Genomic DNA, 16,907 nt, shown 5'->3' with positions numbered 1-16,907 from the left:
GCAGGTAGGGGTTTTGTTTTTTATGCGCGAAACTTTGAGCGGGCCAGAGGTGCTAAAGTCCCGCTTTCGTTTTGAATTTTCCAAGGAAGTCGGCATGCCGGACGCGACGTCACTCAACCCTGCCTTCATGGTTGTCCAGAGCAACAGCCCTGAAGAACTGCGCAGCCTAGTGATCAACGTGATGCGGCGTTACCCCTTGGGTCCCCTTGAGAATGAAATCGCCCTGGTCCAGAGCAACGGCATCGCCCAGTGGCTGAAACTGGCCCTGGCCGAAGACGCCGAGGCCGACGATTTGGGAGGCTGCGGCATCGCCGCCGCCATCGATGTGCAATTGCCCGGTACCTTCATGTGGCAGCTCTACCGCATGGTCCTGGGCCGTGATGAGATCCCGGCCAAGTCGCTGCTCGACAAAGACCCGCTGACCTGGCGGCTGATGCGCCTGCTACCGGAACTGATCGATCAGCCGCACTTCGAACCACTGCAACGTTTCCTGACTCATGACAGCGACCTGCGCAAACGCTACCAGTTGGCTGAGCGTCTGGCCGACCTATTCGACCAGTACCAGGTCTATCGAGCCGACTGGCTGGAGGACTGGGCCCGTGGGAGCCACCAGTTGCGCGGTGGTCGCGGTGAAGCCAAACCGCTGAGTCCGGCCAACTGCTGGCAGGCCGAACTCTGGCGTGCACTGTTGCTGGATGTTGGCAGCGCCGGAATGGCCCAGAGTCGAGCGGGTGTACACCAGCGCTTTATCGAGCGCATCAACACCCTGACAGTCGCACCGGCGGGCTTGCCTGCACGGGTTATCGTCTTTGGCATTTCGTCATTGCCGGCCCAGACTCTCGAAGCCCTCGCCGGCCTGGCTCGTTTCAGTCAGGTGCTGCTCTGCGTCCACAACCCGTGTCGTCACCACTGGGCTGATATCGTCGCCGACAAGGACCTGCTGCGTAACCAATACAAGCGTCAGTCGCGTAAAGCCAGCATGCCGCTCGCTCTTGACCCCGAGACATTGCATCAGCATGCACACCCGCTACTGGCTGCCTGGGGCAAACAGGGCCGCGACTACATCAACTTGCTCGACAGCTACGATGATCCGAACAGCTACCGAGCGGCCTTTCGCGATGGTCGTATCGACCTGTTCAGCGAGAACATGCCCACGACCCTGCTGAACCAATTGCAGGACGATATCCTCGAACTGCGTCCTCTGGGCGAAACCCGCGAACTGTGGCCAGCCGTCGAACTCGGACAGGACCGCTCGATCCGTTTTGAGATCGCTCACAGCGCCCAGCGCGAAGTGGAAATCCTCCACGACCAGTTGCTCGACCGCTTCAGCGCCAATCCCGATCTGCGGCCTCGTGACGTGATTGTCATGGTCCCGGATATCGACAGTTACGCCCCGCTTATCCGTGCGGTCTTCGGCCAGCTCGAACGCAACGACCCGCGCTTTATCCCGTTCACCCTGGCCGACCAGGGCCAGCGCGGTCGCGATCCTTTGCTGATTGCCGTCGAGCATCTGTTGAAACTGCCGGATAGTCGCTTCCCGGTCAGCGAAATTCTCGATCTGCTGGACGTTCCCGCCTTGCGCGCCCGCTTCAATATCGACGAGCGCGACCTGCCGACCCTGCACCGCTGGATCGAAGGCGCCGGCATTCGCTGGGGGTTGAACGCCCGGCAACGAGCCGACCTCGGTCTGCCCGGCGAGCTGGAACAGAACAGTTGGCGTTTCGGCTCGCGACGCATGCTGCTGGGCTATGCGGTCGGCAGTGGCGACGGTTGCGAAGGTATCGAACCCTACGACGAGATTGGCGGTCTCGATGCCGCGTTGATCGGCCCGTTGATCGCGCTGCTCGATGCCCTGGAAATCGCCCACCGGGAATTCTCCGAACCCGCTCGCCCACAACAGTGGGGTGAGCGCTTGCAGGCGTTGATCCAGTTATTCTTTCAGGCCGGCACCGAGCATGACGATTATCTCCTGATCCAGCTCGAACAGTTGCGTGCCACTTGGCTGGAAACCTGCGAAGCCGTTGAGCTACGAGAGGAACTGCCGCTGACCGTGGTGCGCGAAGCCTGGCTGGCCGGCCTCGATCAGGGGCGCCTGTCCCAGCGTTTCCTCACCGGCGCGGTGAACTTCTGCACGCTGATGCCGATGCGAGCGATTCCCTTCAAGCTGGTCTGCTTGCTCGGTATGAACGACGGCGATTATCCTCGGGCCCAGCCGCCGCTGGATTTCGACCTGATGGGCAGCGACTACCGTCCCGGCGATCGGTCGCGACGCGAAGACGATCGTTACCTGCTGCTCGAAGCCCTGCTCTCGGCCCGGGAACAGTTGTATATCAGTTGGATCGGTCGCAGCATTCGCGATAACAGCGAGCGCCCGGCCTCGGTGCTGATCGGCCAACTGCGTGACCATATCGCCAGCGGCTGGCGCCTGCCCGACGCAAACGGCGAGCATCTGTTGGCGGCCCTGACCCAGGAACACCCACTGCAGCCGTTCAGTGCCCGCTATTTCCTCGACGACGACAGCCGCCTGTTCAGCTATGCCCGGGAATGGCAGCCGCTGCATGAGCCGCGAGGCCCCGGCCAGACTATCGGCGAACTGGCCGACTACCACCAGGAAGAACCGCTGACCCTGGCGCAACTGCAAGACTTCCTGCGCAACCCGGTACGACACTTCTTCAGCCAGCGTTTGAAAGTGTTCTTCGAGTCAGCCCAAGCACCGCTGGCCGACGAAGAGCCCTTTGTCCTCGATGCGCTGCAACGCTACAACCTCAGCGACAGCCTGCTGGGCGCGGCCCTGATGCATGCGGACCATCCCGAGCAGGCGCTGTGGCGGCAAGCCCGGCGCCTGCAAGGCAGCGGCCTGCTGCCGATGGCTGGCTTCGGCGAACTGCTGCAACACGAGTTGATCGAGCCGCTGCCCGAGCTGCTGCAACGCTACCAACAGTTGCTGATGCTGTGGCCGAGTCCAGTGACCCGCTCGGTACCGGTGAGTGTCGATACCAGCGGTGTGCGCCTCGAAGGCTGGCTCGCCGGTTTGCACCAGCGCGGCGATGGCGGCTACCTGGCCGTTACCACCATTGCCAACAGCATCGGTTCGCTCAAGACGCGCAAATGGCACCGCCTGACCAAGCCCTGGATCGAGCATCTGGTGGCCTGTGCCTGTGATTTGTCGATGACCACGGCTCTGGTTGCCAGTGACGATACCCTGCTGTTGCCGCCGTTCGAAGCGGAGCGGGCCGAAGCCATTCTCGGCGAGCTCTTGCTGGCTTGGCGGGCAGGCATGCGGCGCCCGCTGCCGGTGGCGGTGAAGAGCGCCTTCGCCTGGCTGTCGCAGCCTGACCCGCGCAAGGCCGACGCCGCCGCGCGTAAGGTCTATGACGGCGACGGTATCAACAGCGCGGGTGAGCGCCGTGAAAGCGCCGCCCTGGCCCGGCAGTTCGCCGACTACGACGCACTGATCGCCAGCGAGGAGTTCGAAGGTTGGTGCGAGACCCTCTATCGACCACTGCTCGAAGCGCCCTGGCGCTCGCTGGCGATCGAGGAGGCACGCCCATGACCGCTATCAAGACGCCGCTGGCCCTGGCCTTTCCGTTGCGCGGCAGCCAGTTGATCGAGGCGAGTGCCGGCACCGGCAAGACCTTTACCATCTCCGCCCTGTACCTGCGGCTGGTGCTCGGCCATGGTGGCGAAGCGACCGGTTTCGGGCGCGAGCTGCTGCCACCGCAAATCCTTGTGGTGACCTTTACCGATGCCGCCACCCAGGAGCTGCGCGACCGCATCCGCACCCGCCTCGCCGAAGCTGCGCGGTTCTTCCGTGACGAGACGCCGGCACCGGACGATCTGATCGGGCAATTGCGCGCTCAATACCCAACCGAGCAATGGCCCGCCTGTGCCAACCGTCTGGACATCGCCGCACAATGGATGGACGAAGCGGCCGTCTCGACTATTCACGGCTGGTGCCAGCGCATGCTGCGCGAACATGCCTTCGACAGCGGCAGCCTGTTTACCCAGACCCTGGAAACCGACCACAGCGACCTGCTCGGCGAAGTGCTGCGCGATTACTGGCGGCTCTATTGCTACAAGATGCAGGGCGAGGCGCTGAACTGGGTACGCGCCAACTGGGTCGGCCCGGTGGCCTTGTTGCCCAGGGTCAGGGCCCTGCTTGGTAGGGAAAGATCCACCAGTGCACGACAGGATGACCCCGAGCCTGGCGAACTGATCGATGCCTGCCTGGAGGAACGTCGCGCCGCTTTGGTGCAGCTCAAGGCACCGTGGAAACAATGGGCCGCGCAATTGCGCGAGATCTGCCGGCAAGGCGTGGCGAACAAAACGGTTGATGGTCGCAAGATGCAGGCGCGCTACTTCGAACCTTGGTTCGACAAGCTCAGCGCCTGGGCCGAAGACGAAACCCTGGAACAACTGGACATCGGCACTGGCTTCAGTCGCCTGACCGCCGATGGCCTGGCCGAAGCCTGGAAAGGCGAAGCCCCACGGCATCCCGGCCTTGACGCCATGTCCGGTCTGCAAGCCCGTCTCGAGGCCTTGCCGACTCCCGACGCCGCCGTGCTGGAACATGCTGCCTGTTGGGTCGGTGCCCGTTTCGAGGACGAGAAGCGCCGCCGCGCCGAAATGGGTTTCGACGATATGCTGCTGCGTCTCGACGCCGCGTTGCAGGCCGAAGGCGGCGAACGTTTGGCGAACCTGATCCGCGAACAGTTCCCGGTGGCCCTGATCGACGAGTTCCAGGACACCGATCCCGTGCAGTACCGGATCTTCGAAAGCATCTATCGCATCGAAGACAACCACCCCGACGCTGGCCTGTTTCTTATCGGCGACCCCAAGCAGGCGATCTACGCCTTCCGTGGAGCCGATATCTACACCTACCTGCGCGCCCGCCTCGCCACTCGCGGTCGCCTGCATACCTTGGGCACCAACTTCCGCTCCAGCCAGGCGATGGTCGATTCGGTCAACCATGTTTTCGCGCGGGCCGAGCAGCGTGAGCGGGGACGCGCTGCGTTCCTGTTTCGCGACGGCGAGCAGAACCCGGTGCCGTTCCTGTCGGTGGCCGCTCAAGGCCGCAAGGACGTATTCGAGATCGATGGGCAGCCGCCGCCGGCACTGCATCTCTGGCACCTGGCCTCCGAGCAGCCGGTATCTGGCGCGGCCTATCGCCAACAACTGGCGGCGACTTGTGCCAGTGAAATCGTCGGTCTGCTCAATGGTGGGCAACAGGGCCGCATCGGCTTCAACCGTGATGGCGAGTTCAAGGGCATGTTGCCATCCGATATCGCCATCCTGGTCCGTGACGGCAAGGAAGCGCAGGCGGTGCGCGGCGAACTTGCCGCTCGCGGTGTGCGCAGTGTCTACCTGTCGGATAAGGACTCGGTCTTCGCCGCCCAAGAAGCCCACGACCTGCTGGCCTGGCTCAGGGCCTGCGCCGAGCCGGATGTCGAACGTCCGCTACGGGCGGCACTGGCCTGTATCACCTTGAACCTGCCATTGGCCGAGCTGGAGCGACTGAACCAGGACGAACTGGCCTGGGAAGCACGGGTCATGCAATTTCGCGGTTATCGAACGCTGTGGCGGACCCAGGGTGTGCTGCCGATGTTGCGTCGTTTGTTCCATGACTTTCAATTGCCCAAGGCACTGATTGCCCGCAGCGATGGCGAGCGGGTGCTGACCAATCTGTTGCATCTGTCCGAGTTGCTGCAACAGGCCGCTGGCGAGCTGGATGGCGAGCAGGCGCTGATCCGTCATCTGAGCGAACACCTGGCACTGTCCGGTCCGGCCGGCGAAGAGCAGATCCTGCGTCTGGAAAGCGACGAGCAACTGGTCAAGGTGGTGACTATCCACAAGTCCAAGGGCCTGGAATACCCCTTGGTGTTCCTGCCCTTTATCTGTTCGGTCAAACCGGTGGACGGTAGCCGGCTGCCGCTGCATTACCACGACGGCGAGGGGCGGGCCCAGGTCAGCCTCAAGCCTACCGCCGAGCTGATCGCCCAGGCCGACGACGAGCGCCTGGCCGAGGATCTGCGCCTGCTCTACGTGGCCCTGACCCGGGCGCAGCACGCTTGTTGGCTGGGTGTTGCCGACTTGAAGCGAGGCAATAACAACAGCTCGGTGCTGCACCTGTCGGCCCTTGGTTATCTGCTGGGCGGCGGCGACGTACTGGGCGAGTCCACTGGCCTGGTTCGCTGGTTGGAGGCGTTGCGCCAGGACTGTCCGAGCCTGGCCTGCGAGCAACTCCCCGTGGCCACCGATGCGCCGTTCCGGCCGCCGCGCAACCCGGCGAACTTGCGCGAGCCCCTGCTGCCCAAACGTCGTGCCTCGGAGCATTGGTGGATTGCCTCTTACAGTGCCCTGCGCATCGGCAATCAGTTCAGTGCCGAGCGCGACGAAGCGCCGGAAAGCCCCCAGGCACAGAAACTCTTCGACGATGAGCGCCTGGACCCGGATGCTCCCCGCGAAGTTGCCACCGGCGGCGGCGATATCCATCGTTTCCCCCGTGGTCCGAATCCCGGCACTTTTCTCCATGGCTTGCTGGAGTGGGCCGGCAGCGAGCGCTTCACGGCTGATCGTGGGGTTATCGAAAAAGCACTGGCGCCACGCTGCAACCTGCGGGGCTGGAAAGGCTGGATCGAGACCCTCGTCGATTGGCTTGCACATCTGCTGCAAGTGCCGTTTCGCCTCGGTAACGACCAGCCTGCGGTGGTCCTCGGGGACCTGGACAACTATCAGGTCGAGATGGAGTTCTGGTTCGCCAGCCACAAGGTCGATGTGCATCAGGTCGACGAACTGGTGCGTCGCCATACCCACGGCGGCGTGACGCGGGCGGCGGCGGAGCCGGTGTTGCTCAACGGCATGTTCAAGGGCTTTATCGACCTGACCTTCGAGCACCAGGGGCGTTATTACGTGGCCGACTACAAGTCTAACTGGCTGGGCGCCGACGACGCCGCCTATACCGAGCGCGCCATGGCCGCGTCGATCCTGGAAAACCGCTACGACCTGCAATACGTGCTCTACCTGCTGGCCCTGCATCGCCAGCTCAAGGCTCGTCTCGTCGATTATGACTATGACCGGCATATGGGCGGCGCGCTCTATCTGTTCTTGCGCGGCAGCCGCTCGCCGAGTCAGGGCGCGTATTTCGTCCGGCCACCGCGGGAGCTGATCGAGCACCTGGACCTGTTGTTTCAGGGCAAACCCGTCGCGAAATCCGAGCCCGCCTGGGAGCAGGGGAGTCTGCTATGAAACGTACTTTTGCCCAATTGCTGCCGACGGCGCTGAGCGATGCCAGCCTGGCCGAACTGGCGCCACTGAGCCGCGTGGAAGACCTGCTGCTGTTGCTCGAACGCTGGCTCGAACGGGGCTGGGTACGAGCACTGGACAAGGCCTTCGTAGCCTTTCTCCATGAGCTCGATCCGAGTGGTGAGCCGCTAGTGCTACTGGCGGCGGCCCTGACCAGCCACCAACTCGGCCACGGACATGTTTGCCTCGATCTGTTCGAAACCCTGAAAGAGCCGGACTTCGCCCTATCATTACCCCCGGAAGGCGATGTGCAGAGTGGTGCGATGCTACTGCCGTCGCAACTGCTGGAGGCCCTGGACGGTGAAGCCTGGTGCCGGGCCTTGCAGGCCAGCCCGTTGGTGGCGTTGGCCGCCGATCATGGCGTCGAGACCGGGCAGCGGCCATTGGTCTTGAGTGGCCGACGCCTGTACCTGCGACGTTATTGGAGCTATGAGCGGCGTATCGACAACGCCTTGCGCCAGCGCCTCGCCGAACACGAAGCAACGCCTGACGATCTACACCGGCGCCTGAGCGAACTGTTCGGCGCGGCAGGCGCAAGCGAGCGCATCGACTGGCAGAAGTTGGCCTGCGCCCTGGCAACCCGTGGCGCCTTCAGCATCATCACTGGCGGTCCCGGCACCGGCAAGACCACCACCGTGGTGCGTCTGCTGGCGTTGCTTCAAGCCCCGGCGGTAGAGGCCGGGAAACCGCTGCGCATTCGCCTCGCCGCGCCGACCGGCAAAGCGGCGGCGCGCCTGACCGAGTCCATCAGTGCCCAGGTGCGTTCGTTGCGCGTCGATGAAGCGGTGCGTGCCCGAATCCCCAGCGAAGTGACCACCGTGCACCGGCTGCTGGGCAGTCGTCCCGGTACCCGGCACTTTCGCCATCACGCTGGCAATCGCTTGCCGTTGGATGTGTTGGTGGTGGATGAAGCCTCGATGATCGACCTGGAAATGATGGCCAATCTGCTGGACGCCTTGCCGGAGCATGCGCGACTAGTGCTGCTGGGGGACAAGGACCAATTGGCCTCGGTAGAAGCGGGTGCGGTGCTCGGCGACCTGTGCCGCGATGCTGAAGAGGGCTGGTACGGCGCGCAGACCCGCCATTGGCTGCAAGCGGTCAGCGGCGAGGACCTGAGCGGCAGTGGCTTGCGCGAAGACCTCGATCACTCCCATCCGTTGGCCCAGCAAGTGGTGATGTTGCGCCACTCGCGGCGCTTTGGTGAAGGCAGTGGCATCGGCCAGTTGTCGCGTCTGGTCAACCAGCAGGCGGCTGATGAGGCCCGGGCCTTGTTGGCGGCGGGCAGTCATGACGATCTGTTTGCATTGGCTCTCAAGGGCGAGCAGGACCGCAAGTTCGAGACGCTGGTGCTCGACGGCCAAGGTGTCGAACGCAAGGGCTATCGGCACTACCTCGGGGTGATGCACGGTCAACGCCCGGTGGCGGGGGTCGATCTTGATGACCCGTGTTGGTCGGAGTGGGCCAGCGCCGTGTTGCAATCCTTCGACGAGTTCCAGTTGCTCTGCGCCGTGCGCAAGGGACCTTGGGGGGTCGAAAGCCTGAATCAGCGCATCACTGGCGCGCTGTTCGCCCGACGCCTGATCGACAGCGACCAGCACTGGTACGAAGGTAGACCGGTGCTGATGACCCGCAACGACTACGGCCTGGGCTTGATGAACGGCGATATTGGCATCGCCTTGCGCCTGCCGGAGCGCGGGGGGCCGACGGCAGGCCAGCAAGTGCTGCGCGTAGCGTTCCCGCGTAACGATGGCCGGGGCGGAGTGCGTTTTGTCCTGCCGAGCCGGCTGAACGACGTGGAAACCGTCTACGCCATGACTGTGCACAAATCCCAGGGCTCGGAGTTCGCGCATACCGCCCTGATCCTGCCGCAGGTGCTGAACCCTGTGCTGACCAAGGAGCTGATCTACACCGGAATCACCCGGGCCAAGGGCTGGTTCAGCCTGATCGAATCCCGTGATGGTGTGTTCGAGGAGGCGGTGCGGCGCAAGGTCAAACGGTTGAGCGGGTTGATGCTTGAGCTGGGGTAACTGTACAAGCGATTAGTTCGCAGGGGCATCCGTGGCGCCGGGGCGTGACAGCCCACGGACATAGAGAAGAATAGATGCCCTCAAATCCATATTTCAGAGGTTTATGAACCCGTTAGCCTGCGATCTACTGCTTCGGTTTAACGCTGGTTAGCCAGTGATATGCTATCGTTGCGGCTTTATTCCTACGTTGTTTTAAGAGAATTCCTGCATGGGCTTGGCGGTCTGGGCGACTGGAAGATTGTTTGGTTGGAAACAGTTAGGAATGTCCGCCGTGCTCTGGTTGTTCTCGCACATGAGCATTGCCCAGGACACCGTCTTGTCTGGCACCGCCGACCGGCGTGCCGAGGCCGTGACCCAGGTGGTGCTCGGCATCCTCAGTTATGCGCGCTGGCCAGTCGAGCCCGCGCAACTGCAGTTATGCATCATTGGCCCCACCGAATACACCGACGACCTGATCAAGGGCACCACTCAGGTCACTGGCCGACCGGTGCTGGTTCGGCGCTTGATGGTTGATAGCATGGCCGTCGCCAGCACTTGTGACGCGGTGTATATCGGCAAACTGACCCGCGACGAACGCAACCACCTGTTCAGCACCCTCGATGGCCATGTCGTGCTGAGCATCAGCGAAGGCGGCGATCAATGCACGGTCGGTAGCCTGTTCTGCCTGCGCGTGGCGGACAACCAGGTGTCGTTCGAGGTCAACCTGGACTCAGTGGCCCGCAGCGGTGTACGCATTCATCCCAGCGTCCTGCAACTATTCCGCCGCCGGGCCGTGCAGCCATGATCGGCCTGCACGAACCTGAAAGCCGCCGAAGCCTACGTTCGGTGGTGGGGAGTGGGCACCTGATGGCCGCGCTGGCGGCAGTCGGCTTGGTCAGCGTATCCCTGACCTTTCTCGGTGTGCTGGCGCTAAGAGTCTATGCCGACCATAACCTGCACCTGATCGCCCGCTCTATCAGCTACACCGTCGAAGCGGCGGTGGTGTTCAACGACAGTAGCGCCGCAGCCGAAGCCCTCGACGTGATCGCCATGATCGAAGAAGTGGCCGATGCCCAGGTATTCACCGTTAGTGGCCAGAGCCTGGCCCATTGGCGGCGACCGGAGACCGGCCTGATGTCGCGGGTGGAAATGCAGTTGGCTAGCAGCCTGCTCGAACAACCTATCGAGCTGCCGATCTTGCACCGGGACCGCGAGATCGGCGTTGTACGCCTGACCGGTCATGGTGGCAGTCTCCTGCGTTTCTTGCTCAGCGGCCTGGCGGGAATTCTGGTCTGTAGTGTGTTGGCCGGCTGGCTGGGGCTGTATCTGGCACGTCGGCTGTTGCGCGGGATCACCGAGCCACTGCGCAGCCTGGCGGAAGTGGCCCACGCGGCTCGTAGCGAGCGGGCCTTCGACCGCCGCGTGCCGCCGGCGCAGATTGCCGAGCTGGACAACCTCGGCACCGACTTCAATGCCTTGCTCGATGAACTGGAAGCGTGGCAAACCCACATCCAGAGTGAGAACGAATCCCTCGCGCATCAAGCCAGCCATGACAGCCTGACCGGCCTGCCCAACCGGGCGTTTTTCGAGGGGCGGCTAATGCGCGCCTTACGCAATGGCGCCAAGCAGGGCGAACGGGTCGGCGTACTCTTTCTCGACAGCGACCGTTTCAAGGAAATCAACGACAACTTCGGCCATGCGGCGGGCGACGCGGTGCTGGTGGCCGTAGCCACACGGGTACGTGCGCAGTTGCGCGAGGAGGACCTGGTGGCCCGTCTGGGCGGTGACGAATTCGCCGTGCTGCTGACGCCGCTGCACAAGATCGAAGACGCTGAGCGGATTGCCGACAAGATCATCGCCAGCATGGAAATACCGATTGCGGTGCCTGGCCAGGCGCAAATCTTTAGCTCCCTCAGTATTGGCATCGCCGTCTATCCCGAGCATGGTGCCACGCCCGGTACTTTGCTCAATGCCGCCGACGCCGCGATGTACCAGGCAAAGCGCCTTTCCCGAGGTGGTCAACACACTGCGGAGTCGGAGCACCCCGTAGCCTCTGTACCGGTCAGGAGTTGAACCGTTGTCCACATTGATCCAATGTTCTCTACGATTTTTCGGCATGGTCCTGTTCACCGCATTGCTGGCTCTGGCCGGCTGCCAGACCGCCCCGCAAAAAGGCCCGAACCCGGCGCAGATTGCCGTTCTCAAGCTGCAGGGTTTTGAACTGACGGATGAAGGCTGGGCCTTCGGCCTGTCGGGCAAGGTGTTGTTTGGCCGTGACTTGGGAGTGCTGAACCGGGAAAGCCACGATATCGTCGAACGCATCGCCAAGGCTTTGATCAGCGTGGATATCCAGCGTGTGCGAATTGACGGTCACACCGATGCGTCGGGCCAGGAGGCCTACAACCAACAGCTCTCCGTGCGGCGCGCCAACAGCGTGGCGACAGTGTTGGCGCAGACTGGCATGAAGCAGGAAAACATCGAGACTCGTGGCCTGGGCAGCCGCCAGCCGGTGGCCTTCAACGATACGGCGGCCGGGCGCACGGAGAATCGCCGGGTGTCGATCGTGGTGATTGTTGACTGAGTGTCCCAGTAACCGCGGGTTCGGATGGAGGTCACGTCTGCCACCCATGCCTTGTTCACCGTCTCGGGCTCGAACTGGCGATTCAATACATTCTCGGCAATCGGCAAGTCCTGATGACTATCGGTTGTATGCACAAGTTTGCGTTTGCAGGCCGAGCGCAAGCCGTTGGTTCGCATCAAACAGCGGACTTTATAAAGACCTATCTCCATCCCTCTGACGTGCGGGGCTTTACGCAGCGGACGACCGCCGTAGCAACCGCCACTTTCGCTAAACGAGGCCTTGAGCTGCCGTGACCTTGCAAAAGCTCTGGAGTTGCCGAATAGTCAGAACAACGCCGGTTGCATCGGCTAGGCCCTCAGAAACGTCGTTGTTTTGTTACCGACAATCACCATGTGGTAAGCCTCGTTGCTATCCATATTCTCAACTCCACAATATCTGTTGTTAAGGGTGTACATGCTGCCGGGCTGTTAGATCGAGGCCCATAGCGCGCATTACAGCCAACATGGTTTTCAAAGTCGGATTACCCTTTGCGCTGAACGAGCGGTAAAGCTGTTCGCGCGATAGCCCGGACTCTTTTGCAAGTTCCGTCATGCCTTTAGCACGGGCGACCACCCCTAGCGCCTGGGCGATAAAGGCCGCGTCTGCGGTCTCGAAAGCATCAGTCAGAAAGACTGCAATGGATTCAGGGTCGGTCAGTGCTACCGCTGGATCGTAATCATAGATTGGCTCTTTCATTCATCTCCACCCCACTGACTAGCTAGTAACTTGGCGGTTTCAATATCGCGGGTTTGACTGCCTTTGTCGCCGCCGCATAGCAACAGACCGTTGGCAACTCGGAAAACTCGAGCCGCAATAATCGCCTTAGCGCGATGGTCCTTAAGCTTGCGCTCCCAGGTCAAGAACGTGGCGGTTTGCTTGATCGTTTTCATAGGTGTAATGTAGTTTATAAATTACATTTGCGCAACATGGTTTAGCCTTATGGGGCAACGGAATTTTCGGCGATTCTGGCTTTAGACCCCCTACCAGGTTAAAAGGAGGTCACTGACATGTCGTCAGAAAAGTCGATCTCGAGTAACACTCGCCACGCAACGATTCCTACTTAGTCCGAGGATCATTTCGATTATTACAAGTGATGTCACAAGCCATTGCCACACAGGCCACTAGGTTATCCTTTGTAGACACTCAATCCGCAAACCGCAGCTCCCGCGTTTCGCCCAGCAACAACGGGCGATTCAGCTCGGTCACCTCCCTGATGTAATCCCACAGCAGGGTAATCCGCTTGAGCTTGCGCAGGTCTTCGCGGCAATACATCCAGAACTGCCGGGTGACACTCACCTCATCGGGCAGCACCGGTAGCAGGCGTGGGTCCTGGGCCGCCAGGAAGCACGGCAGGATCGCCAGGGCGTGGCCCTGCTGCGCCGCGACAAATTGGGCGATCACGCTGGTGCTGCGCAGGTTGGCGGTGGCACTGGGCAGGACATTCGCCAGGTACAGCAACTCGTTGCTGAAGGCCAGGTCGTCGACATAACTGACAAAACGATGCCGCCCCAGGTCGCTGGCGCGGCGGATCGCCGGGTGCTGGTCGAGGTATTCCCGGGTCGCGTATAGCTGCAAGCGGTAATCGCAGAGTTTGCAGCAGACGTATGGCCCGTGCTCCGGGCGCTCCAACGCAATGACGATATCCGCCTCGCGCTTGGACAGGCTGATGAAGTGGGGCAGCGGCAGGATGTCGACGGAAATCGCCGGGTAAGCTTCGACGAAATGACTCAGTTGTGGGGTGATGAAAAAGCTGCCGAAGCCTTCGGTACAGCCCATGCGCACATGCCCTGAAAGCGCCACGCCGGAACCGGAAACCTGCTCGCAGGCCATGTGCAAGGTGCTTTCGATGGACTCGGCGTAGCCCAGCAGGCGCTGGCCTTCGGCGGTCAGGACAAAACCGTTGGTCCGCGATTTCTCGAACAGTAAGGTGCCGAGTGCCACCTCCAACGAGCCGATGCGCCGCGACACCGTGGTGTAGTCCACCGCCAGGCGCTTAGCCGCGCTGCTGGCCTTGCGGGTTCGAGCGACCTCGAGGAAAAACTTCAGGTCGTCCCAGTTCAATGAACCCAACGTGATGTTTTTTTGCATGTTGATCCGGTTTTTATGTGCGTTTTTATTAGAGGAATGCACACCTATACTCCAAAAACAGTCCGGTCACCATGTTCGGGTGCTGCCGTGCCCGCGTCGGACACGCTCCCAGGATTCGTCCCTACAATAATCATTCAGGAGACTTCCATGAACGTTTCTCTCAAGCCTGACGCTACTCTCAAGACCGCTAGATTGCTGATCGATGGCGAGTGGGTCGAATCCAAAACCAGTGAATGGCATGACATTGTCAATCCGGCGACCCAGGAAGTCCTGGCCAAGGTCCCGTTCGCCACCGTCGATGAAGTCGAGGCCGCCATTGCCGCCGCGCAGCGGGCCTTTCAGACCTGGAAGCTGACTCCGATCGGTGCCCGTATGCGCATCATGCTCAAGTTGCAGGCACTGATCCGCGAACACGCCAAGCGTATCGCCATGGTCCTCAGCGCCGAGCAGGGCAAAACCATCGCCGACGCCGAGGGCGATATTTTTCGCGGCCTGGAAGTGGTGGAACACGCCTGTTCCATCGGCACCCTACAAATGGGCGAGTTCGCCGAGAACGTCGCCGGCGGTGTCGACACCTACACCCTGCGCCAACCCATCGGCGTCTGCGCCGGGATTACCCCGTTCAACTTCCCGGCGATGATTCCGCTGTGGATGTTCCCGATGGCGATTGCCTGCGGCAACACTTTCGTGCTCAAACCCTCTGAGCAGGACCCCCTGTCGACGTTGCTGCTAGTGGAACTGGCGCTGGAAGCCGGAATACCGCCAGGAGTGCTGAACGTGGTGCACGGCGGCAAGGATGTGGTCGATACGCTGTGCACCCACAATGACATCAAGGCGGTGTCCTTTGTCGGTTCGACCGCGGTCGGTACTCATGTGTACGACCTCGCCGGTCGCCACGGCAAGCGCGTGCAGTCGATGATGGGCGCGAAGAACCATGTGGTGGTGCTGCCCGATGCCAACCGCGAACAGACCCTCAACGCTTTGGTCGGTGCCGGTTTCGGCGCTGCCGGCCAACGCTGCATGGCCACCTCTGTGGTGGTGCTGGTGGGCGCGGCGAAACAATGGCTGCCGGACCTTAAGGCCCTGGCGCAGAAGCTCAAGGTCAACGCCGGTAGCGAGCCGGGCACCGATGTCGGTCCGCTGATTTCCAAGAAGGCGAAAGCGCGCGTGCTGGGCCTGATCGAAAGCGGGATCAAGGAAGGTGCCCGGTTGGAGCTGGATGGTCGCGATATCCGGGTGCCGGGCTTCGAGCACGGTAACTTCGTCGGTCCGACCCTGTTTTCCGGGGTAACCACCGAGATGCAGATCTACACCCAGGAAATTTTCGGTCCGGTATTGGTAGTGCTGGAAGTCGCCACCCTCGATGAGGCGATTGCCCTGGTCAATGCGAATCCGTTCGGCAACGGCACCGGCCTGTTTACCCAGAGCGGTGCGTCGGCGCGCAAGTTCCAGAGCGAAATCGACGTCGGCCAGGTAGGAATCAATATCCCGATTCCGGTGCCGGTGCCGTTCTTCAGTTTCACCGGTTCACGCGGTTCCAAACTCGGCGATCTGGGCCCTTACGGCAAGCAGGTGGTGCAGTTCTACACTCAGACCAAGACAGTCACCAGTCGCTGGTTCGACGATGACACCGCTAATCACGGTGTGAACACCACCATCAATCTGCGCTGAAGAAGGGACAGGCCATGAAGATCGCATTTATCGGGCTGGGCAACATGGGCGCGCCGATGGCGCGCAACCTGATCAAGGCCGGGCACAGCCTTAACCTGTTCGACCTGAACAAGACCGTGTTGGAGGAACTGGCGGCCTTGGGCGGGACAATCAGCCAATCGCCGAAAATCGCGGCACAGGGCAGCGAGCTAGTGATCACCATGCTCCCGGCCGCCGCCCATGTGCGCAGTGTCTGGCTGAGCGAAGACGGTATCCTGGCGGGTATCGCCAGTGGTGTACCGGCGCTGGACTGCAGCACCATCGACCCGCAGACCGCCAAGGATGTCGCGGCAGTCGCCGCGAAACAAGGTGTGGCCATGGCCGATGCGCCGGTGTCCGGCGGTACCGGCGGTGCCGCAGCCGGTACCCTGACTTTCATGGTCGGTGCATCGAAGGAACTGTTCGCGACCCTACAACCGGTGCTGGCACAAATGGGGCGCAATATCGTTCATTGTGGCGAAGTCGGCACCGGGCAGATCGCCAAGATCTGCAATAATCTGCTGCTGGGCATTTCCATGGTCGGTGTCAGCGAAGCCATGGCCCTGGGCGCCGCGTTGGGGATCGACACCCAGGTGCTGGCCGGTGTGATCAACAGCTCCACCGGGCGCTGCTGGAGTTCCGATACCTACAACCCATGGCCAGGGATCATCGATACGGCGCCGGCTTCGCGGGGTTATACCGGGGGTTTTGGTGCCGAGTTAATGCTCAAGGACTTGGGGCTCGCCACCGAGGCCGCACGACAGGTCCACCAACCGGTGGTACTGGGTGCCGTGGCGCAGCAGTTGTACCAGGCCATGAGTTTGCGCGGGGAGGGTGGCAAGGACTTCTCGGCGATCATCAATAGTTATCGCAAGCCCGAGTAACGTTTTTTCGAAGGCTCGCGTCGGGCGGGCCTTTGGTTTTTCCGTGGATGAAATAAACGCTGCGCTCAAAGGTTGTCCGCTCAACACCCGACGTAATGAGCGCGTCACGTACTATCACTTCTGCTGGACCGCCTGATCAATGTAGCGTGCCGACTTCAATAGGCGGACCCAAGAGCGCGCGATGCCCGATGAGTCGCGCGACGGTAATCTGCGGAATTTTCCGATCGATGCCCGAGTCAGGGTGCCGAAAGCGTCTAGACTGCCCCCGATACGCTCCATAAGACCGTGCCACAAGCTGCGCACACTTGAGCGTGCCGT

The 16,907-nt window shown here is 61.8% G+C and carries 11 protein-coding genes; 8 read left to right on the top strand and 3 right to left on the bottom strand.

The features are described 5' to 3' along the window. Positions 1 to 94: 94 nt before the first annotated feature. The 6 genes from recC (at position 95) to yfiB (ending at position 11,889) form a co-directional block, all read left to right on the top strand. Complete coding sequence (gene recC, locus AWM79_RS19030) at positions 95 to 3,553, top strand: exodeoxyribonuclease V subunit gamma (RefSeq protein WP_060784019.1); 3,459 nt, start codon at positions 95 to 97, stop codon at positions 3,551 to 3,553. Further along, complete coding sequence (gene recB / locus AWM79_RS19025; protein WP_060783538.1) at positions 3,550 to 7,245, top strand: exodeoxyribonuclease V subunit beta; 3,696 nt, start codon at positions 3,550 to 3,552, stop codon at positions 7,243 to 7,245. Before recC ends, recB begins: the two co-directional genes overlap by 4 nt. Further along, on the top strand, positions 7,242 to 9,329 hold the full coding sequence (gene recD / locus AWM79_RS19020) for an exodeoxyribonuclease V subunit alpha (RefSeq protein ID WP_017133227.1): 2,088 nt from the start codon (positions 7,242 to 7,244) through the stop codon (positions 9,327 to 9,329). The genes recB and recD overlap by 4 nt, the downstream gene beginning before the upstream one ends. A 262-nt stretch (positions 9,330 to 9,591) precedes the next feature. Beyond that, a complete protein-coding gene (gene yfiR, locus AWM79_RS19015) occupies positions 9,592 to 10,113 on the top strand; it encodes a regulatory sequestration protein YfiR (RefSeq protein ID WP_482211625.1) in 522 nt (173 codons plus the stop codon). Continuing rightward, positions 10,110 to 11,381: a diguanylate cyclase DgcN/YfiN gene (gene dgcN, locus AWM79_RS19010; RefSeq protein ID WP_060783536.1), complete on the top strand. Its 1,272-nt coding sequence runs from the start codon at positions 10,110 to 10,112 to the stop codon at positions 11,379 to 11,381. The genes yfiR and dgcN overlap by 4 nt, the downstream gene beginning before the upstream one ends. A 4-nt stretch (positions 11,382 to 11,385) precedes the next feature. Next, the gene (gene yfiB, locus AWM79_RS19005; protein ID WP_482211624.1) at positions 11,386 to 11,889 is read left to right on the top strand and encodes an outer membrane lipoprotein YfiB; all 504 of its coding nucleotides are present in this window, start codon (positions 11,386 to 11,388) and stop codon (positions 11,887 to 11,889) included. Between the two features lie 441 nt (positions 11,890 to 12,330). On the opposite strand, the gene AWM79_RS19000 is transcribed toward yfiB, so the two are convergent. The 3 genes from AWM79_RS19000 to AWM79_RS18990 all read right to left on the bottom strand — a co-directional run bounded on the left by AWM79_RS19000 (position 12,331) and on the right by AWM79_RS18990 (position 14,016). Then, positions 12,331 to 12,624, bottom strand: coding sequence for an addiction module antidote protein (locus AWM79_RS19000; protein ID WP_017133223.1), 294 nt, complete (start codon positions 12,622 to 12,624; stop codon positions 12,331 to 12,333). Further along, positions 12,621 to 12,818 (bottom strand): type II toxin-antitoxin system RelE/ParE family toxin, encoded by a 198-nt coding sequence (locus tag AWM79_RS18995; protein WP_060783535.1) that lies wholly within the window; start codon positions 12,816 to 12,818, stop codon positions 12,621 to 12,623. Before AWM79_RS18995 ends, AWM79_RS19000 begins: the two co-directional genes overlap by 4 nt. Before the next feature lie 253 nt (positions 12,819 to 13,071). Next, the gene (locus AWM79_RS18990) at positions 13,072 to 14,016 is read right to left on the bottom strand and encodes a LysR family transcriptional regulator (RefSeq protein ID WP_060783534.1); all 945 of its coding nucleotides are present in this window, start codon (positions 14,014 to 14,016) and stop codon (positions 13,072 to 13,074) included. A 147-nt stretch (positions 14,017 to 14,163) separates the two neighbouring features. Between AWM79_RS18990 and AWM79_RS18985 the strand changes: the two genes are divergently transcribed. Both AWM79_RS18985 and mmsB read left to right on the top strand, forming a co-directional pair. Next, positions 14,164 to 15,687: a CoA-acylating methylmalonate-semialdehyde dehydrogenase gene (locus AWM79_RS18985; protein WP_017133220.1), complete on the top strand. Its 1,524-nt coding sequence runs from the start codon at positions 14,164 to 14,166 to the stop codon at positions 15,685 to 15,687. Positions 15,688 to 15,701: 14 nt separating this feature from the next. Beyond that, positions 15,702 to 16,589, top strand: coding sequence for a 3-hydroxyisobutyrate dehydrogenase (mmsB, locus tag AWM79_RS18980; RefSeq protein ID WP_060783533.1), 888 nt, complete (start codon positions 15,702 to 15,704; stop codon positions 16,587 to 16,589). Positions 16,590 to 16,907 lie beyond the last annotated feature (318 nt).

The organism is Pseudomonas agarici (assembly GCF_001543125.1).
In the GTDB taxonomy this organism is placed as follows: Bacteria; Pseudomonadota; Gammaproteobacteria; order Pseudomonadales; family Pseudomonadaceae; genus Aquipseudomonas; species Aquipseudomonas agarici.
The sequence above is the reverse complement of the archived record's forward strand: the minus strand, read 5'-3'. Positions and strand labels throughout refer to the sequence as shown.